At 59.9% G+C, this 20431-nt stretch carries 11 protein-coding genes, 1 tRNA gene and 2 CRISPR repeat arrays; of the genes, 10 read left to right on the forward strand and 2 right to left on the reverse strand.

The genetic code is table 11. The features are described from left to right. The first annotated feature begins 20 nt into the window (after positions 1 to 20). The 10 genes from cas1e to O3675_RS00300 all read left to right on the forward strand — a co-directional run bounded on the left by cas1e (position 21) and on the right by O3675_RS00300 (position 18211). On the forward strand, positions 21 to 965 hold the full coding sequence (cas1e, locus tag O3675_RS00255) for a type I-E CRISPR-associated endonuclease Cas1e (protein WP_371570164.1): 945 nt from the start codon (positions 21 to 23) through the stop codon (positions 963 to 965). After that, positions 965 to 1303, forward strand: a complete 339-nt coding sequence (gene cas2e, locus O3675_RS00260; protein WP_303938160.1) for a type I-E CRISPR-associated endoribonuclease Cas2e — start codon at positions 965 to 967, stop codon at positions 1301 to 1303. The genes cas1e and cas2e overlap by 1 nt, the downstream gene beginning before the upstream one ends. A gap of 94 nt (positions 1304 to 1397) precedes the next feature. Continuing rightward, a CRISPR array of direct repeats spans positions 1398 to 6676; the repeat unit is 29 nt; unit sequence GTGTTCCCCGCGCGAGCGGGGATGAGCCC. 156 nt (positions 6677 to 6832) lie between these two features. Beyond that, positions 6833 to 7273, forward strand: coding sequence for a helix-turn-helix transcriptional regulator (locus O3675_RS00265; protein WP_371570167.1), 441 nt, complete (start codon positions 6833 to 6835; stop codon positions 7271 to 7273). Positions 7274 to 7924: 651 nt separating this feature from the next. Continuing rightward, complete coding sequence (locus tag O3675_RS00270; protein ID WP_371570170.1) at positions 7925 to 8365, forward strand: hypothetical protein; 441 nt, start codon at positions 7925 to 7927, stop codon at positions 8363 to 8365. Positions 8366 to 8716: 351 nt separating this feature from the next. Next, positions 8717 to 8989: a CRISPR direct-repeat array (repeat unit 29 nt; unit sequence GTGTTCCCCGCGCGAGCGGGGATGAGCCC). Between the two features lie 46 nt (positions 8990 to 9035). Then, complete coding sequence (locus O3675_RS00275; protein ID WP_371570171.1) at positions 9036 to 9269, forward strand: hypothetical protein; 234 nt, start codon at positions 9036 to 9038, stop codon at positions 9267 to 9269. An 18-nt stretch (positions 9270 to 9287) separates the two neighbouring features. Then, positions 9288 to 9728: a helix-turn-helix transcriptional regulator gene (locus O3675_RS00280; RefSeq protein WP_371570174.1), complete on the forward strand. Its 441-nt coding sequence runs from the start codon at positions 9288 to 9290 to the stop codon at positions 9726 to 9728. Between the two features lie 774 nt (positions 9729 to 10502). Next, positions 10503 to 11582, forward strand: coding sequence for an S-layer homology domain-containing protein (locus tag O3675_RS00285; RefSeq protein WP_371570177.1), 1080 nt, complete (start codon positions 10503 to 10505; stop codon positions 11580 to 11582). A gap of 385 nt (positions 11583 to 11967) precedes the next feature. Then, positions 11968 to 15048 (forward strand): peptidase, encoded by a 3081-nt coding sequence (locus O3675_RS00290; RefSeq protein WP_371570179.1) that lies wholly within the window; start codon positions 11968 to 11970, stop codon positions 15046 to 15048. Between the two features lie 580 nt (positions 15049 to 15628). Continuing rightward, positions 15629 to 17824: an LPXTG cell wall anchor domain-containing protein gene (locus O3675_RS00295; protein WP_371570181.1), complete on the forward strand. Its 2196-nt coding sequence runs from the start codon at positions 15629 to 15631 to the stop codon at positions 17822 to 17824. 314 nt (positions 17825 to 18138) lie between these two features. Beyond that, positions 18139 to 18211: transfer RNA gene (locus O3675_RS00300), tRNA-Glu, on the forward strand. Positions 18212 to 18616: 405 nt separating this feature from the next. On the opposite strand, the gene O3675_RS00305 is transcribed toward O3675_RS00300, so the two are convergent. Both O3675_RS00305 and O3675_RS00310 read right to left on the reverse strand, forming a co-directional pair. Next, the gene (locus O3675_RS00305; RefSeq protein ID WP_371570182.1) at positions 18617 to 19459 is read right to left on the reverse strand and encodes a DUF6318 family protein; all 843 of its coding nucleotides are present in this window, start codon (positions 19457 to 19459) and stop codon (positions 18617 to 18619) included. Positions 19460 to 19631: 172 nt separating this feature from the next. Next, positions 19632 to 20336 (reverse strand): DUF6318 family protein, encoded by a 705-nt coding sequence (locus O3675_RS00310; RefSeq protein ID WP_371570184.1) that lies wholly within the window; start codon positions 20334 to 20336, stop codon positions 19632 to 19634. Between the last annotated feature and the right edge of the window lie 95 nt (positions 20337 to 20431).

Genomic DNA, 20431 nt, shown 5'->3' on the forward strand with positions numbered 1-20431 from the left:
GCTGTTCATAGGAGAAGATCATGCAGGGAGCTGTTCCTCCGAGCTCGTCTGAGCTGTTTCGTAGTTCTGACCGTTTGAGTTTTGTGTATGTGGAGCATGCGACGATTTCCCGTGCTGATAGTGCGGTGACGTTTGTGAAGGAAGAGGGCGTGGTTCATTGCCCTGCTGCGAGCTTGAGCGCTTTGCTGTTGGGGCCGGGCACTCGTATTACTCATCAGGCGATGGCTTTGTTGGGGGAGTGCGGTACTACGGTGGTGTGGGTTGGTGAGCAGGGGGTTCGTTATTATGCGAGCGGTAAGTCTGTGGCGCGTTCTTCGCGTCTGTTGATTGCTCAGGCGAAGTTGGTGTCGAATACGCGGAGCCGTTTGGCTGTGGCGCGCATGATGTATCAGTGGCGTTTTCCTGGTGAGGATACGAGCGAGCTGACGATGCAGCAGCTGCGTGGTAGGGAGGGCGCTAGGGTGCGTTCTGTGTATAGGCAGTGGTCTGAGCGGACTGGTGTTCCGTGGGAGCGCCGTGAGTATGATCCGAATAATTTTGGTGATGGGTCACCGATTAATCAGGCGTTGTCGGCTGCTCATGCTGCGTTGTATGGGATTGTTCATGCGGCGATTGTGTCTTTGGGCTGTGCCCCGGGGCTTGGGGTTGTGCATACGGGGAATTCTTGGTCTTTTGTCTATGACGTTGCTGATTTGTATAAGGCTGAGATTACGATTCCTGCTGCGTTTGAGGTGGTTGCTGGCTATACGGAGGGGATGGATATTGGGTCTGTGACGCGCAGGGCGGTGCGTGACCGTATTCGTTCTGAGAAGGTGATGGAGCGAGTTGTGCGGGATATTCAGCGTTTGTTGGTGCCAGAAGAGCTTCCTGAGGAGATGCTTGAACTGGATGTTGTGGGTTTGTGGAATGAGCAGGGTGAGGCTCAGCGCGGTGGCATGAATTATGGCGATGGAGGGGCGGACTGATGATTGTTATTGTTTTGTCTGCTTGTCCGGTGAGTCTTCGCGGTGATTTGACGAAGTGGCTTTTGGAGATTAATCCTGGGGTGTTTGTGGGTCGTGTGAGCGCTAGGATTCGTGAGAAGTTGTGGGCGCGTGTGTTGGAGTCGGGTGGCACTGGTCGTGCGACTATGGTGTTTCCGGCGGATAATGAGCAGCGGCTTGAGTTTCGGGTAAATAATGCGGATTGGGAGCCTGTCGATTTTGAGGGTGTGAAACTGATTTATCGTCCGGTGGTTCGTAAAACGGCGCCTAAGTCAGGGTGGAGTAAGGCGAGTAAGTATCGCCGTGCTCGTCGTGGTTAGGAGCAATTGTTTATCGTGTATTCTGGATGTAGGCTCTGGCTCCAAAGTGATTCTATTTTGCTGATGTAGGGGGTAAACCCCCATGTCAGCAAGTGTGTTCCCCGCGCGAGCGGGGATGAGCCCTACCGTACGGGTGAGACAAGAACCGGCGGGCAGTGTTCCCCGCGCGAGCGGGGATGAGCCCGGGCGCTGCCCATGCCAGTGCACCAGCTCATTGTGTTCCCCGCGCGAGCGGGGATGAGCCCCGCATCCGCCACCTCATCCACAGTCGGCAGCAGTGTTCCCCGCGCGAGCGGGGATGAGCCCGACAAGACCGTCGCCGTCCGTGATGAAGCGCTGTGTTCCCCGCGCGAGCGGGGATGAGCCCGTGCCAGTCTCCACCAACCACTCAGCCAGCTGGTGTTCCCCGCGCGAGCGGGGATGAGCCCGTGCAGTGGATGCCTGGCATTGTGGAGGCTCAGTGTTCCCCGCGCGAGCGGGGATGAGCCCCGCTACGAGCGTCACTTTTTCGAAGCGGAGCGGTGTTCCCCGCGCGAGCGGGGATGAGCCTCTCCCAGCGTCGCTTGTGGAGCCAAGTGGTCGGTGTTCCCCGCGCGAGCGGGGATGAGCCCTGGCACAACACCTACGAGCCCGCACAAACCAGGTGTTCCCCGCGCGAGCGGGGATGAGCCCAACAGGCAACCATCTACGAGGCGTACAACACCGTGTTCCCCGCGCGAGCGGGGATGAGCCCGGACTGAACCTCACCGCTGTCGACGACGGCACGTGTTCCCCGCGCGAGCGGGGATGAGCCCCGGTACCACCACAGGCGAGCGCGTGCGGGTTCGTGTTCCCCGCGCGAGCGGGGATGAGCCCACATCCACACGGTGGAATCCCACAGCTCACCCGTGTTCCCCGCGCGAGCGGGGATGAGCCCGGTTCCCCCGTACCCGCACATCCAATCACCACGTGTTCCCCGCGCGAGCGGGGATGAGCCCTCACCGAACCGTTTTGCCGGGTCCAACTGAAAGTGTTCCCCGCGCGAGCGGGGATGAGCCCCAGTATTAGCGCGCAGGCAAAGAGAAGAAACTGTGTTCCCCGCGCGAGCGGGGATGAGCCCACCAGGCCGCAGGCGACCGCCGACATGACCGCGTGTTCCCCGCGCGAGCGGGGATGAGCCCGTCGGTGACCATCCACTGACCCGCTTCATCCTGTGTTCCCCGCGCGAGCGGGGATGAGCCCTCTCTGGTCGCTACTGACGGGCACGAGGAAGAGTGTTCCCCGCGCGAGCGGGGATGAGCCCGCTCGACGGCATCGATCAATCCCGTGGCTCCAGTGTTCCCCGCGCGAGCGGGGATGAGCCCTGACCTTTTATGGTTTATTGGAGGGTATTTTTGTGTTCCCCGCGCGAGCGGGGATGAGCCCAGTGGTTGAAGCATGGTTTAAGGTGGGCGTGCGTGTTCCCCGCGCGAGCGGGGATGAGCCCGGCCATAGGGCAAATGAAGCTGAGCGCGCCCGGTGTTCCCCGCGCGAGCGGGGATGAGCCCATCAAACATTGTTATGTTTTATGGCTTAATTAGTGTTCCCCGCGCGAGCGGGGATGAGCCCCGTACGCGGCACCCATGATGCCGTAGGTCAAAGTGTTCCCCGCGCGAGCGGGGATGAGCCCGCGAAAATCTGCTCACGCTGGCCGCCGGCACGGTGTTCCCCGCGCGAGCGGGGATGAGCCCGTCGCCGCCGTCCTCATCGGCATGATCCTGGCGTGTTCCCCGCGCGAGCGGGGATGAGCCCGCCGGTGGAAGCTGCGAAAGCGCTTTCAACGAGTGTTCCCCGCGCGAGCGGGGATGAGCCCCCGCCGGTGAATAGCCCCGGTTAGCTCTTATCGTGTTCCCCGCGCGAGCGGGGATGAGCCCCTCTGGGAAACGATTAAAACCGCGTTCCAGAAGTGTTCCCCGCGCGAGCGGGGATGAGCCCCCACCCCGGCGGTGGCCGCGCCGGTTACCCCGGTGTTCCCCGCGCGAGCGGGGATGAGCCCAACACCATCGACAAGGTAATTACCGAGTACAAGTGTTCCCCGCGCGAGCGGGGATGAGCCCCTTGATCTGGACACAAACGCAAGCAACCATGCGTGTTCCCCGCGCGAGCGGGGATGAGCCCGCGAAAATCTGCTCACGCTGGCCGCCGGCACGGTGTTCCCCGCGCGAGCGGGGATGAGCCCTCGACGGTTTCGTTGTTGCCCTGCATTTGCTCGTGTTCCCCGCGCGAGCGGGGATGAGCCCAGGCGTTCCTCAGCGAGGACACGGAAACGGTTGTGTTCCCCGCGCGAGCGGGGATGAGCCCCCGGGCGTAGAAGTCCGTGAGTGCAAGAAGCGGTGTTCCCCGCGCGAGCGGGGATGAGCCTAAGTCCTTTCGATAGGGGTTATGAAAGTTCGAGTGTTCCCCGCGCGAGCGGGGATGAGCCCGAGGCGGGCGACATCGCCCCGGTTGAACCTACGTGTTCCCCGCGCGAGCGGGGATGAGCCCGGGGCGCATATGGAAAGGCTTAGCGGTACCGGGTGTTCCCCGCGCGAGCGGGGATGAGCCCGGTACTGTGACGCTACCGAAAGCATCATTCGTGTGTTCCCCGCGCGAGCGGGGATGAGCCCGCCTTGTTCCTTGGCTCCCATATGAACGGCAAGTGTTCCCCGCGCGAGCGGGGATGAGCCCGCAAACAAAGTAATCCAGTCGTAATGACGGTTGTGTTCCCCGCGCGAGCGGGGATGAGCCCTTGTCGCTGATTCCGACGCGGAAGCGGGTCAGGTGTTCCCCGCGCGAGCGGGGATGAGCCCAGCAGAAGGAATTGGTGGAGTATGCCGCAAAGGTGTTCCCCGCGCGAGCGGGGATGAGCCCTGACATATTGCCCCATCTTGTCCTGGTGCTTCGTGTTCCCCGCGCGAGCGGGGATGAGCCCGAGAGGATGTCCGCAACCGGGTGTCCCTTGAAGTGTTCCCCGCGCGAGCGGGGATGAGCCCGTTGATCCGTGCCCGCCGGGCTCATGGATGGTGTGTTCCCCGCGCGAGCGGGGATGAGCCCGAAACGTGCGTTTCCCCCGTACCTATGTTGAGGTGTTCCCCGCGCGAGCGGGGATGAGCCCGTCAGGGTTCTTAACGTACTCACCCTTGACGAGTGTTCCCCGCGCGAGCGGGGATGAGCCCACCCAGGCAAAGACCACCGACCTGGTGACCAAGTGTTCCCCGCGCGAGCGGGGATGAGCCCAATCGTCCTTGCCGCTGCTAAGTCGGTCGCAAGTGTTCCCCGCGCGAGCGGGGATGAGCCCTGGTGCTGTGGGACTTCAAGAGCAACGAAGGCGTGTTCCCCGCGCGAGCGGGGATGAGCCCGCCCCCCGTGTACTTCGGGTCACGGTAAGCAAGTGTTCCCCGCGCGAGCGGGGATGAGCCCGTCCCTACCGGCGCGGCTCACCGTGCTGTCAGGTGTTCCCCGCGCGAGCGGGGATGAGCCCGAGGACCACGAGGCAGGCAGCTACAGCATCGAGTGTTCCCCGCGCGAGCGGGGATGAGCCCAGAAGTCTAAATTTGCAAAAGAAAGCCAGGCGGTGTTCCCCGCGCGAGCGGGGATGAGCCCAGCACGGAGATGTCGCCGTTAGTGCGGACCCAGTGTTCCCCGCGCGAGCGGGGATGAGCCCGCTCTCACAGTATCCGCACAGGGTTCAGAGTGGTGTTCCCCGCGCGAGCGGGGATGAGCCCCCAGGCGCGCATCCTGGACAGCCTTAATGCCGGTGTTCCCCGCGCGAGCGGGGATGAGCCCGAAGAAATCGCCACCAAGGGCTACACCCTCCAGTGTTCCCCGCGCGAGCGGGGATGAGCCCCCCCCGTATCCCAGAGCCTTGTACCGGCTCCCGGTGTTCCCCGCGCGAGCGGGGATGAGCCCCACACACCCAGAAAAACCACCCGTTCCTTTGGGTGTTCCCCGCGCGAGCGGGGATGAGCCCTGCTCGACATTCAGGCACAGCTGGCAGGCGGTGTGTTCCCCGCGCGAGCGGGGATGAGCCCAGCACGCAAACTGAACCGACACAAGAAGGAGAGTGTTCCCCGCGCGAGCGGGGATGAGCCCGTATCGAGCGGTTGCGCCGTGAAATTGCGCAGGTGTTCCCCGCGCGAGCGGGGATGAGCCCTTAGGGGGAATATCCGCTAGAAGCATTTCCCAGTGTTCCCCGCGCGAGCGGGGATGAGCCCCAATCCGCTACCGCCGGTTCCAACAGGTTACCGTGTTCCCCGCGCGAGCGGGGATGAGCCCACCGTAGCGCCACTATTCCAGACTGCATCTAAGTGTTCCCCGCGCGAGCGGGGATGAGCCCGCCTTATGATTCTCGCATCGTAGAGGCTAAAAGTGTTCCCCGCGCGAGCGGGGATGAGCCCACTAGCACGCGCGCTATGCACCGCCGCCTCAGGTGTTCCCCGCGCGAGCGGGGATGAGCCCCTGTGCGTTAGTCGCCGCCGGGTAAGCGGCAAGTGTTCCCCGCGCGAGCGGGGATGAGCCGGACATAACCGATAACCGGCGCGGGGGCAAAAAGTGTTCCCCGCGCGAGCGGGGATGAGCCCCGGTCAGTGTTTTTAATCAGATCGGCGGCGCTGTGTTCCCCGCGCGAGCGGGGATGAGCCCAAACAACGACAGGAAACCCCATGAAACACCCAGTGTTCCCCGCGCGAGCGGGGATGAGCCCCAACGTTGAGAATTACCTCAAGTGGGCGGCGAGTGTTCCCCGCGCGAGCGGGGATGAGCCCACGACTTCGGCGGTGGCGCTTGGGGTCAGTTGGTGTTCCCCGCGCGAGCGGGGATGAGCCCAAACTCAGTCATGGTCGATGTCCTCCTCTGGGTGTGTTCCCCGCGCGAGCGGGGATGAGCCCTCCGCAGGCAACCTCGGCAACCTCAAGATTCGGTGTTCCCCGCGCGAGCGGGGATGAGCCCGCGTCCACAATGATATGACCGATGTTACTAATGTGTTCCCCGCGCGAGCGGGGATGAGCCCAGCTTAGAATCCACGGTTAGCCTATCCCACAGGTGTTCCCCGCGCGAGCGGGGATGAGCCCCCGGCGGCAGCCCGCAAGGGCCACGGTGGTCTGTGTTCCCCGCGCGAGCGGGGATGAGCCCACCCCAACCCCCAATAGAACACACATACGGGGGGTGTTCCCCGCGCGAGCGGGGATGAGCCCACCCCAACCCCCAATAGAACACACATACGGGGGGTGTTCCCCGCGCGAGCGGGGATGAGCCCGACTGCCTGAGTTCCAAGAGCGGACTCTGGAAGTGTTCCCCGCGCGAGCGGGGATGAGCCGGACGTGTTAAGGTGAGGGTGAACAAGCTCAAAGTGTTCCCCGCGTGAGCGGGGATGAGCCGGGTTCGCCAACGCCGTCCGCTCCGTCATCCGCAACCAAGCGTTCACCGATACACTCAACAAGCTCAAGCTCTCCGCCCCGGAGCCGATAGAGGGCGTAAACGACCTCTACACCGCGACTCTGACGGTGGAAGACTAACGAAAGGACCACACGACTTATGCTCCTCAGCCCGAACCGCGGACCTCACGGCAAGCTCTACGACATGACGGCCGCCGCTGCCCTCACCGGCTACACCCGCGCTAACGTGCACCTAACGATCAGTAAGGGCAAGTTTCCCGCCCCGGCTGTGGTGTACAACCGGACCAAGGGCCACGAGTTAGGACGACTCTGGCACGAGGAAGACCTGCTTGCGTGGGCAAACCTCTCAATGGTTCAGAAGGGGCAGGGTGCGGGCGCAAGGCTCTCCGGCATCCCCCGCATCAAAGACTACCCCACTGGCAGGCACTCCGGTCTCATCGTGTGCACCATCTCAGGAGATGCTGATGGTTTCCTGAGTGCTGTAAAGTCCGTTGAGTACTCATTTGGTGGTCTGACTCGTGAAGAGGCTGTAGAGGTGGCTTTGAAGGCCGCACAGGAGGCATGCCGTGGCGAAGCGTAGCAAGAAACGTACCGGGTAGGGTCCCAAAAGTGGTCTCACCTACCGGCAGTCACCTCAGCGGCGGCAGATTCGGCTGGAAGTACTCAAGGCGGCAGGGTTCCAGTGCATGGCAACCAACACCGTGACCGAGTAGCGATGCCGTGTTCCCCGCGCGAGCGGGGATGAGCCGCTTTCGGCAATGTCCCGGAAACATGCAGGGCGGCGTTCCCCACGCAAGTGGGGATGAGCCGAACTCGTGCCGGTCAGCAGCACGGCGGCCAAAGTGTTCCCCGCGCGAGCGGGGATGAGCCGGGTCTGCCAACGCCGTCCGCCCCGTCGCCAACGACATCATCCTCAACAGCTTCGCCGCCACGTTCAGCCACTCACTACTGACCGGCATCGTCAGCGCCTACGCCTGGGCATCCTCGGCATGCAGCCTGCCGGACGAAGAGGAAGCCGCCCGTAGGTGAAAGGAGTTCCGCCTGCTCCAAGCAGTAGGTGTCTAGCTCCCCGACGGTCTGGAGTGGGGCTCCCACTCCGTCATCTGCAACTAAGCGTTCACCGATACACTCAACAAACTCAAGCTCTCCGCACCAGAGCCGGTCGAGGGCGTAAACGACCTCTATACCGTGACTCTGACGGTGGAAGACTAAGAAAGGAACCCAACAACTTATGCTCCGCGCTGCTAACCCCGGACCCCACGGCAAGCTCTACGATATGAATGCTGCCGCAGTTCTTACCGGATTCAACCGTGCCAACCTACACCATGCGTACTCCAACGACAGGTTCCCCGCCCCGGCTGTGGTGTACAACCGGACCAAGGGCCACGAGCTAGGACGACTCTGGCACGAGGAAGACCTGCTTGCGTGGGCGAACCTGACGAGGGGGCAGAAGAGGCAGGGAGACGGCGCTAAGCTCTCCGGCATCCCCCGCATCGAAGACTACCCCACAGGCAAGCACTCAGGTCTCATTGTGTGCACCATCTCAGGAGATGCTGATGGTTTCCTGAGTGCCGTAAAGTCCGTTGAGTACTCATTCGGTGGTCTGACCCGTGAAGAGGCTGCAGAGGTGGCTTTGAAAGCTGCACAGGGGGCATACCGTGGCGAAGCGTAGCAAGAGAGGCTCCGCAAGCTCTCCAGGCAGACGGTCCGAGGTATGGGTGGTGGGGACATCCTTCGGAAGGACGCTCCGATCAGCTCTCGCATCGACTGGAGCAAGTACCGGGCTCTTGGTACACTGAACAGCGTCACCAGTATAGGGGGTGACGACTAGGGATATGGAGAGCCACCCATGAGCGACAAGTTCATAGGTGGCTCTTCTGTGCCCACGATCCGGGGGGTCTGAGCTAACTTCTCTAATAAACTTTCCGTACGCGCGAGGTTTAGGGTCATTTAGTGCCACTTCCCTACAATTACGCGGAAGTCCCTAAAATTTTTTAGCGTCATCTTAGGGTCAGTGGTCTTCATGTTCCCCGCGCGAGCGGGGATGAGCCCTAGGCATGCTACCCGCGGACTTCAAGAAGTTCGTGTTCCCCGCGCGAGCGGGGATGAGCCCAAGTGGTCGGCTACCCGTACCTTTGGTATCACGTGTTCCCCGCGCGAGCGGGGATGAGCCCAAGCGTGACGTTCTGGACGCGACACGCGGGGTGTGTTCCCCGCGCGAGCGGGGATGAGCCCTGCTGAGGGCGCTGCCGGGTCTGCTTCTACCAGTGTTCCCCGCGCGAGCGGGGATGAGCTTAGCTGGGGGGGGGGGACACCCGTGAGAAACGTGCAGCGCGTTACATATGCAACGAACTGGTAACGTGGACGAAGTAGAAGCCGCTGACTGGGCACTGCGCATCTACCACCGATCCGGGGTGGAGCTGCCCGACACGCTTACCTGGGGCTCCCGCTCCATCAACCGCGACTCGGCCTACTACGAGACGCGCAAACGAATCACCATCACAGGGCTCACCCCCGTTGAAGGGGTTGAAGACCTCTACCGAGCCGAGCTGACTATCCATCCAGTCGGTAGCTAACGAAAGGACTTTGAACACATGACCACCTCCCCGAACCTGGGACAGCACGGCAAGCTCTACGACATCCCGGCTATTGCCGCCGCTACGGGCTACACCCGCGCAAACATTTACCACGCTCTCGGTGCCCAGAACTTCCCGGCACCGGCAGTGACCTACAACCGCGGCAAGGGCCTCGAGGAGGGCCGACTCTGGCGTGAAGAGGACATCCTGGCATGGGCAGGGCTATCCCTGTCGCAGAAGATGCGAGGCGAAGGCTCTAGCGTACCGGACGTGGTTCGCATCGAGGACTACGCTACCGGCGACGGCTCGGGGCTCATCGTCTGCACCATCACCGGGGGCGCTGACGGCTTCCTGAGTGCCGTGAAGTCCGCCGAGTACTCTCAAGATGGTCTTACCCGTGAGGAGGCCACAGAGGTGGCTTTGAAGACTGTGCAGAGGGCATACCGTGGCGATGCGTAGCAAGAAGCGCACCGAGTGGGATGCTAAGAACGGCCTCATCTAATAAACAGTCACCCCATTGGAGGAAGAATCGGCTAGAAGCTCTCAAAGGTTACCGGGCACCGGCGCATGTGTTCCCCGCGCGAGCGGGGATGAGCCCATGGGGCCGGACATCGCCATTCGCAAGAAGGGGTGTTCCCCGCGTGAGCGGGGATGAGCCCACCGACACCTCACACGCACTGAGGGACGAAGCGGGTTCCCCGCGCGAGCGGGGATGAGCCCTGCCACTGCATCGTCAGCTTGAGCGCGTTCATGTGTTCCCCGCATCAGCGGGGATGTTTTAGAAAGCCTTGTTTACCAGCCCCCCCCCAAATGGGGGAGGGCTGGTAAGTAGCGCACCCAAAAAGATCAGCCTAGCTGCGTTCAATCCGCACCCCAGTGGCTCCGCAACGCCTCCCTCTCCTCGCCCTTCCAACCCATACCAACTTCCGGCAAACCTTGCCAGATATCGCCCCTACTTCGTTGAACATCGAAAATGGGCGTAAAATCACCGCCGTTTCGTCTTCGCTTTAAGGAGACCTTAAGGTACGCTAGATGACTGGGTCAGGGAACTCGTGCCGGTCTCACTCACCGCGCATCCGCCCGACAGACATCCGCACCCCGTACACTGCGTCTCACTCACGCACACAGGGGAGGGAACCCAACGTATCGGCCTCACTCACCGTTTACGCCGCTGTCCGCGCATCCTGCCACCCGTAACTCACTCAACTCAAACAAGAACTGAATAGGACAATCATGCCCTTGCTTACCCATCGACTCTCACGACGATTTTTCGTAAAGGGTGCTTCCGCTGCCGCCGCTGCAGGCGCACTGACCCTGCAGGCACAGGCCGCTCAGGCTGACGAAGCTCCCGCAAACCTTGCCCCGGCAACCGAGGAAACTAAAGGCCCGCGCCTCGTTATTCAGCGTGCCACCATCACTGAAACCGGTATGACCGTCAGCTACACTGCACACGGTCTGCGCGAATTCCTCACCGAGGGCACCACCCTGACCGTACGCCACGGCTACGTTCGTAACGACTCTTTCGAAACTCTGCGCTCCTGGCCGCTCACCCCCGAATTTGACGGTGATGCTGACAGCTTCAGCGGTAGCGACCAGTTCCCCATCGAGCTGCTGCAGGGTGAGGGTGTTGATCACGCCCTGCAGCTGGATATTTGCTCCGACCCGTGGGGTCAGGAGATTACCCACCAGATTGCTGCGCGCATCCCCGTGGCTGAGACTAAGATCCTGAGGACCTCTTTCGAGGATGTTCCGGGTAGCCACCCGTTCGCTGAGGATATCCGCATGGCGAACCAGAAGAAGTGGCTGATGCCGAACCCGCAGTCTGGGGCGTTTGAGCCGGACCGCCCTGTGACCCGTGAGGAGCTTATTGCTCTGCTGAACCACGCTGCAGGTCACGCTGGCGTGAGCGAAAACTCGGATGTTGCACCCTTTGCGGATGCGGCAGGCCGCCCGACCGCGAACGCGCTGCACTGGGCTCGTGACCGCAAGATCACCGAGCCGCTCACTGGTGGCGACAAGATTGACCCGACCGCACCGGTTTCTCACGAGCAGCTGGCGGCTGTGCTGTTCCAGTACAACGCGGAGGTTCAGCTGACTGAAATGAACGAGGCTGCTGGTTCTCGTTTCCGCGACGTGCTCGGTGCCGGTACTCTGCACCGTTACGTTGCGTGGGCTGGCGCGAACGACATCGTGCTGGATTCTTCGGGTGTGTTCAACCCGACCGCGCCGACTACTCGCGCGGAGTTGGCTCGTTTCATTCGCCGTTACAAGCTGCAGAACCTGCTGTTCACTGACTTCTCGTATGTCTCCTAATTTTTAGTCACCCCGGCACCGTGTTACCCAGGTACCGTGCGTTGGGGTGTGTGGAACCCCCCCCGTCTTCTGGCTTTTGCTGGAGGCGGGGGTTTTGCTATGTCCCGTGTTGCCGAACCTCGGGGAGTTTTAGTGACAGGCTGTGCCTGGCATATGAAATTTTGCGTTATATATGCCTAAAATCTTGCAAAATCCTGTGCGCTAAGTAAGTATTACCTAGAAGGTAAGTTAAAGGTTGCCTTACTTAATACTGTGTGAAGACTAGTTTCCTTCCTCATGGGCCCACGAAACCCATACCAAAGAGCAGGAAAAACGCGGCGCCTCACCACCCATCGGTGGGGGAGAGACGCACCTTCACGCGCCACCCACGAAAAAGGACATACATATGAACCTCGCTTCAAGCAAGGCATTCAAGGGCCTCGCCGTTGGATCGCTGGCACTGGCAATTTCCGGCGTTGCCACCATCCCCGCATCGTTCGCGGCAGACTCCACCCCGGTAGCAAGCCAGAGCACTGACGCTCGCACCATCACCGACAAGGCGATGGCAAAGATCACCCAGGGCCTGCCCGGTCAGTTCCAGGTCGCATACTCCAAGAAGACCAACAAGATTTGGGTTGCGGGCACTGCAGACCGCGACAAGCACGTTTCCACTATCGCTCGTATTGACGCGAACTCCCTGAAGATTGAGGCAGTCGCCGAGCTGCCCATCGTCAAGAACGACAAGGGCTACCAGTACGACGCAGCTTACGGCATCACCGTTGACGATGTAGACGGTACCGTCTGGGTTACCAACACCACCGACAACTCCGTGTCCGTGTACGATCAGGCAACGATGCAGCAGGTCTGGACCACCGCGGGTATCGCAGAGACCGACCCGAACTGGATTGAGCACCCCCGCTCCGTTTTGGTTGACCACGAGTCCGGTAAGGCGTTCGTGACCGGTCGTTTCTTTGTATCCGCTATCGACCTGAAGACCAAGCAGGTTGAGAAGATCCAGCTCGAAGGCGCACCCGACGGCGGCACCCGCTACATCAGCATGAACATCCTGGTTGACGGCGGTAAGCTGTACGTGCCGGAGCGTACCGGCGGCAAGATTTTCGTCATCGACACCAAGACCTTCAAGGTAGAGAGCAGCTTCGACACCAAGGGCAACGCTGAGGGTGAGGTTCGCCCCTCCGACATCGCGATTGACCACTCCCAGAACGAAATCTACGTCTCCTCCCAGGGTGTGAAGGGCGCGAACTCCGGCGTGTCCATCTACGATGCGACCACCCACGAGTTCAAGAAGTTCATCCCGGTCGGCACCCAGGCACTCGCCCTGGACAATGACGAGGCGAATGACCTGGTGTACGTCTCTGACTTCGGCACCGGCAAGGTCGGCGTGATTGACGGCGGCGCGGCGGACAAGCTGATTGCCGAGGTCGCCATGAACGGCGGCAAGGCAAACGACCTGGTTGTGCTGCCCAACGGTTCCGTGGTCGCTGTGGACAAGCAGGCTGGCGCAACCGCAACCGTGCCCTACGTCCTCGACGGTACCACCGGTACCGTCAGTACCTCCAGCCAGGTCACCAGCAAGCCTTCTAAGGACAAGCAGGGCAACGAGGTTCCCGCCAAGACCTCCGAGATTCAGGCGAACTCCATCCTGAAGTTCAAGGTCACCGCAACCGCGGGCGACAACTCCGAGGTCAAGCAGGTCACCCCCGAAACCCGCGAGTTCCAGGGCTACCCGGCAACCGCCACCAAGACCACCAAGGCAACCGACACCACCACCCCCTCCACCGAGGCACACCGCACCGTGGATGCATCCGGTAGCGTTGCAAACATCATTCAGGGTCTGCCCGGCCAGTTCCAGGTTGGCTACTCCAAGAAGAACCACAAGCTGTTCGTACCCACCGTAGGTGCACGCGGCGGCCTTGCTTCCTCCCTGGCACGCGTGGATGCAGACACCCTGCAGACCGAGGCTTTCGCCGAGCTGCCCGTGAAGAAGAACGACAAGGGCCAGTACGGTTACACCTCCGCGTACGGCGTGACCGTTGATGACGTGGACGGCACCGTCTGGGTTACCAACACCACCGACAACTCCGTGGCAGTGTACGACCAGCAGACCCTCAAGCTCATCTGGAGCAACGAGGGTGTGAAGAAGGACGACCCGAACTGGATTGAGCACCCCCGCTCCGTTTTGGTTGACCACGAGTCCGGTAAGGCGTTCGTAACCGGCCGTTACTTTGTCTCTGCTATTGACCTGAAGACTAAGCAGGTTGAGAAGATTCAGCTTGAGGGTGCCCCCGAAGGCGGTACTCGCTACATCAGCATGAACCTGTTCCTCGATGGCGGCAAGCTGTACGTTCCCGAGCGTACCGGCGGCAAGCTCTTCGTCGTGGACACCAAGACCTTCAAGGTTGAGAAGACCATCCAGACTCAGGGTGAGGATTCCACCGTTGAGGTTCGCCCCTCCGACGTTGCTGTGGACCACTCGCTGAATGAGATTTACGTTTCTTCTCAGGGTGTGAAGGGCGTCAACTCCGGTATCTCCGTGTACGACCTGACCACCGGCGAGTTCAAGAAGTTCGTCAAGTTCGGCACCCAGGCGCTCGCTCTGGAGCACGATGAGGACCGCGACCTGGTGTACGTAACCGACTTCGGTACCGGCAAGGTGGCTGTCTTCGACGGCCGCGCTGACGAGGTCATCGGCGAGGTTGAGATGAACGGTGCAGCCGCGAACGACGTGACCCTGCTCAAGGACGGCTCCGTACTGGTTGTCGACAAGAAGGACCGCGACGAGAAGGTGACCCTGCCCTACGTGCTCAACGGCACCACCGGCGAAATCACCACCGCCAGCGAGTACACCACCCTGCCCACCAAGGACCGCCAGGGTAACGACGTTCCCGCATCGGTTCAGCAGCTGAAGGCTAACTCGATTCTGAAGTTCAAGGTTGGTTTGAAGGATACCGACGCGAGCGCAGCTCCGGTGGGTATCACCCCGACTTCGCTGGACTTTGCGGGTTACCCGACGGTGACCGGTGTGAAGGCTGAGGAGCCGAAGCCTGCAGATCCGAAGCCTGCAGACCCGAAGCCTGCAGACCCGAAGCCTGAGGATAAGAAGTCTGACGCTAAGTCTGAGAACACCGCAGAGGCTAAGGATCAGACCTCCAAGGACCAGGCATCTCAGTCTGATTCGAAGTCTGACGCTAAGACCGGTGCACAGGACTCCAAGTCTGCTCCGGATGCTGTGAAGGCTGATAAGTCCGGTTCGGCTGTGAAGAACGGTGGCTCCTCTGCAGGTGGCTCCGATAATTTGGGCGGTGGCTCCTCGGTAGCTAAGAGCGACGCTGGTTCCTCGCAGGCTGGCTCTTCGCGTGGCGCTTTGGCGAACACCGGTGCGAACGCTGTGATGCCGCTGGTTGCTTTCGCTTCTGTGGCTCTGATTGCGGGTGCTGCTCTGGTGATGCGCCGCCGCAAGGCATAAGCGTAGCGTTTAGTTTTCGGGCGTAAATGCTCGATGTAACGCGTGAGAAGGCGGGTATTTTCTCTTTCGGATTCTTCGAATCTGGGGGAGGGAGTACCCGCCTTTTATGTGCTTGCTTGGGCTAATGCTGGGTGGGTGGTTTTTAAAGCATATTTATATATGTGCACTTGCCTGTAAAAATATAGGTTTTGAATGTTGAAAAAATGTGTGGCCCGTGGTGAATGTCGCTGGCGCGCCTCACCTAAACTTTTACATTAATGTGTAAATATAAAAGCATCACAATACCCCTAGTGACCAGGGTTTTTTCCCGTAAGAGCAAGGAAAAACCCTGGATGCACATCAACCTTCACGTGATACTGAAGGTGAATTAGGGGATCACTCACAAAAACACAAAACACACCCACGTCGCTGCTTGTATTTTCCTAGGAAAACACTGAGGATTAGAAGGTAAGTAAATTTATGCGTTACCTACACTTCTGCTTTTCGTGCCGTCGAATATGTCACCGCATATTCACGGGTGTCTCGTTAGCATTCGCATGCGGCATGTGAGCACTTCCGTTACACATTTGAAGGACACACATTGAACCTCACTCCCTCCTCAGGTAAAGCATTGAAGGGGCTCGCCGTCGGCTCCCTCGCGCTCGCAATCTCCGGCGCAGCCATGATTCCCGCCTCCTTCGCAGCACCGAATACCGCACATCAGACTGCTTCCCCCAGCGCATCGGCTCCTTCCACCGCATCGCTGAGTCGCGTTGTTGACGCCTCCGCGTCCGTCGCGCAGATTACCCAGGGTCTGCCCGGCCAGTACCAGGTTGCTTACTCCAAGGCGACCAACAAGATTTGGATGGTCGGCGTGGGTGCCCGCGGCGACCTCGCCTCCACTATTGCTCGTGTCAACGCAGACACTCTTCAGATTGAAGAAGTGGCGGCGCTTCCCTTCGAGCTGGATAAGAACGGCGAATTTGGCTACATTTCCGCGTACGGCATCACTGTTGATGACGTGTCCGGTACCGTGTGGGTTACTAACACCACCGACAACTCCCTTTCTGTGTTCGACCAGAACACCATGGAGCAGATTTGGACTAACCACGGCATTGCCGAGAGTGACCCCAACTGGATTGAGCACCCCCGCTCCGTGCTGGTGGACCACAACTCCGGCAAGGTGTTCGTGACCGGCCGCTACTATGTGTCCGCAATCGACATGAAGACCTTCCAGGTCACCAAGCTGCAGCTGGAAGGCGCCCCCAACGGCGGTACCCGCTACATTGGCATGAACATGACCGTTGACGGCGACAAGCTGTACGTGCCCGAGCGCACCGGCGGCAAGGTCTTCGTCATCAACACTCACACGTTCAAGACTGAGCAGGTTATTCAGACCCGCGGCGAGAACTCCTCCGTTGAGGTTCGCCCCTCTGATGTCACCATTGACCACTCCGAGAACGAAATTTACGTCTCCTCGCAGGGTGTTGACGGCGTGAACTCCGGTATCTCCGTCTACGACCTGACCACCGGCGCGTTCAAGAAGTTCGTCAAGTTCGGTACTCAGGCGCTGTCCATGGAGAACGACGAGGACCGCGACCTGGTGTACGTGACCGATTTCGGTACCGGCAAGATCGCTATCTTTGACGCTAAGACCGACCGTGTGATCGGTGAGGTTGAGATGAACGGCGGTAAGGCTAACGACCTGACCGTCACCGAGGATGGCTCCGTTGTTGCAGTGGACAAGCAGGATATCGCGAACACCACCGCGGCAGTGCCCTACGTGCTGAACTCGAAGACCGGTGACGGCACCATGACCGACACCTACACCTCCAAGGCGACTGTGGATCGTAACGGCAAGGCTGTTCCTTCCTCGCAGCAGAAGCTGGTTCCGAACTCTATCGTGAAGTTCCACGCTGAGGTTTCTGAGGGTGAGTTCACCTCCACTGCGACCATCAACCCCGCTAAGGTTCCCTTCCAGGGCTACCCGAAGCAGGCTACCGCAGTGCTGATTGATCCTACCCTGAACTTCGCTGAGGGCACCGTCGACATTACCCGCCCCTACACCTTCCACGTGTCCGGCTACGACTTTGAGAAGCCCCCGGCAGAAGGTATTCGCCTGTTCCTCGTCAAGGAGGGCGAATGGTCGATGGGTTACGACAAGCTGACCGATAGCGAACTGGCAAATATTCAGAAGGTTTCCACTGTCGTTCCGGCGAGCGCGTTCGTCTACAATGCACGCACGGGCAAGTACTCCTTCGACGCGACCCTGCGTGTTCCCGCGAATACCATGCAGTACAGCCAGGGCTACATGCTCGGCACGGTCACTGCTGGTTCTGACGTGGCAACCAACCGCAATTACGATTCGGCTGTTTCGCTGATTGTCAACGATGCGAAGGATGCCGGCAATGCGGATAACCGCGATGAAGCTGACGAACCGGCATTCCCGACCAATGGTTCGGCATCGCCTTCCGCATCTGCTGCTGTAGCAGAAAAGAAGCCGGCAGCTGAGCAGCCTAAGGGCGAACAGTCGAAGGCTGAGGAGGCTAACGACCAGCTGGGAACCACCGCGAAGACCGCGCCGCTGAAGAACTCTTCTTCGGTGAAGTCTGAGGATCAGTCTAAGGGCTCCGGTTTGGATTCTCAGGTGAGCGCTTCGGCGACTAAGTCTGCGCCTCAGAGCAAGGGCTCGCTGGCTAAGACTGGTGCTCAGAATGTTCTGAGTCTGGCTGCTGTTGGTGCGTTTGCGCTGATTGCTGGTGCCGCTGTGATGGTGCTTCGCCGCCGTAAGGCATAGTTTCTTGCTCTAGTTTGAGCGGATGCGCCCCGTACACTGTGCGGGGCGCATTTTTGTGCCCTTGATGCTGTGACGCCGTGATGCCGTGGTGCTTGAACGGGGCAGGTACGGGTGCGGAGGTGGGCTCTGCGGAGGTGCCGGACGGCTGTCGGGAGAGTGCCTGCACAGCTGGGGGAGGAGTCTGTTTTTAGGCCTTGCACTCAGTGTAAAATATGTGACTCAATTCACTGCTTTTCGATTTGGTTGTTTCTGGGAACCTCTGTATAGTTATATGTGTTGTCAGGGAGACCTGATAAAAGAGGTATAAATCTCATGGCCCCATCGTATAGCGGCCTAGTACTCCGCCCTCTCACGGCGGCAACACCGGTTCAAATCCGGTTGGGGTCACACTAGGAAAAAGCCTTGATTCTTCGGAATCAAGGCTTTTTTGTTTATATCTGTCTGTATCTGTCGGATGATCTTTTAGATTCTACGGTGCCGCCGTGAGCCTCTCACGGCGCCGCTCCTTACGTCGCGGCACTCCGGGGCATGATGGATTTCCTCGCACGCTCGGCATCATGCCCCTCCGTCACCGTTACAAACCGGTTGGGGTCACACTAGGAAAGAAGCTCTCCAGTCGAAAGACTGGGGAGCTTCTTTGTTTATCCGGTGAAACTGGTTTTAGATTCCAAGGTGCCGCCGTGAGCCTCTCAAAGAATAAAGGTGAAAAGCCACATGTGTTTCGAAAAGCCACGTTTATGGTGGCTTTTCGAAACATATGTGGCTTCTCAGCGGTATAAAGGGGATCTGAATCTACTGTGCCGATGCCTCAGCAGAAGCAGTGGTAGCCTCCGCAGACGCAGAACCCTCAGCCGAAGCGCTCGGGCTCAGCGACGGAACCGGCGAAGCAGAAGCAGTACCCGGAGCACGACGCACCATACGCCAAGTGCCGTCCTGGTAGTGCGCCACAATCTGGCCAGCCACCGGCTTACCCGGGTACTTGAACACCTCGGTCAGCGGCTGCACACGATCATTAGTCTTGCTGTACACGCCAGCACCCTCAGCACCATCAATCACCATCTCGGTTGCCCAAGTGTAGTAGCCAGTGCGGGTGTCCTTGGTCGGGCGGTCAGCAGTCAGCGACAGAACCATCGGACGCTCCGAACCAATCACCCATCCGCTCTCCGAAGCGTACATGCTCTGGAAGAACTCAGCCACAGTCGAGTAGTCGCCGGTGTGGTCAATGTTCGTGAAGCGTACACCGTCACCGGTCAGCAGCAGGTAGTTCAGGGTAGCCTGCCAGTACGCAATGAACGCGTGCAGACCCTCAACACTGTTCTCACGCAGCTTCGCCGGCTCAACCGGGATCGCAACGTTTACAGCCTTGTGCTCCTTGGTGCCGGGCTCAAAAGTGCCGGTGGAGGAGTAATCGGCAAGAACGACCTCACCCTTCATGCTGGGGCCGGGCTCAACGGTGGTGGTTGCCTCCGCGGTGGGGGAGACGGATGCGGTAGCGCTCGCGGTCGAAGACTCGGTAGCGGATGCGCTCGCGGTCGCCGAAGATTCGGAGGACTTCGAGGAGCATGCGGCAAGAAGCGCGGCGGTGCCCAGGCCCAGTGCGGTCAGGGCGGTGCGGCGGGTGTACATGGTAGACATGGGGCTCTTTCTGAGGTGAATAAAGTATGTGCCGGAAATGAACTAATTCCAGAATATCGCAGGGGAGCGGTCAGCCCAATGTTGTGTGCGCCTCCAACGCCGTAGAAGCGGCGGTAGATGACGAAAAACACGGGACCTAAGGCTCTGGCACGACTACGATATGACTGGGGTTCTAAACGGAGGCGCCGGAGCTGCTCGCGCTTGAAGTGGGTGAGATCGGAGCTAGTTTGACTCGTTCATTCCAGACCGTCCATGCACCATCCTGATATTTCAAGGCAAAGAAGAAATCATAATCGCCAGTATTGCCATCCAATGAGGTCATGGGTAGTTCCCGGCCATCTGTATAGTGAATCGTTGTTTTCTTGTGGTAGCGGCTGGTGGCCCTCCAACGATACTGGTGCTCGTTAACCTGCTCTGGAGCGTCCTCGGTCAGGTTCGCTGAGACTGGTGCATCTGCGCCGTACATCCAGCCAGTGTTGCTCTTATAAAGCTTGGAGAAGGCTTCTGCCTTGTAGATATCGTTTCGGTTTATATCCACAGCCTTGAAGGGTTCAATATCACCGGAGAGTATCAGGTAATTGAAAGATGCTACCCAGAAGCCTATGGCGGCGTACATGCCCTCTGTCGTCTTGGCCCTCATCTTTGCAGGAGGAATAGGCTTGGGTGGATTCTCCGCCTTCTTTGAGCTGGTCGCGGGAACGTAGGTGCCGCGTGATTCGTAGCCGTTGAACTTCAGCTCGCCCTTGTAGGAGCGCTGTTCCTCGGGCGTGCTCGGGTCGCTGAGCGGGCGAATATCGCTGGCGCAGGCGGTCAAGGAGGCGAGCGCGGCGGTGGCGGCGATGCCAAAGGCGGCGCGTCGGGTCACGAAGGTAGACATAAGGTACCCTTCAATAGATTATCGGTGTATCTATTTCAGAGTACCTTAGTGTATTTGGATATGTTTATGATTTTTTGGGTATTAAACCTGGGAAA

The sequence above is a fragment of the Rothia sp. 27098_8_27 genome (genome assembly GCF_041432805.1).
Lineage (GTDB): Bacteria > Actinomycetota > Actinomycetes > Actinomycetales > Micrococcaceae > Rothia > Rothia mucilaginosa.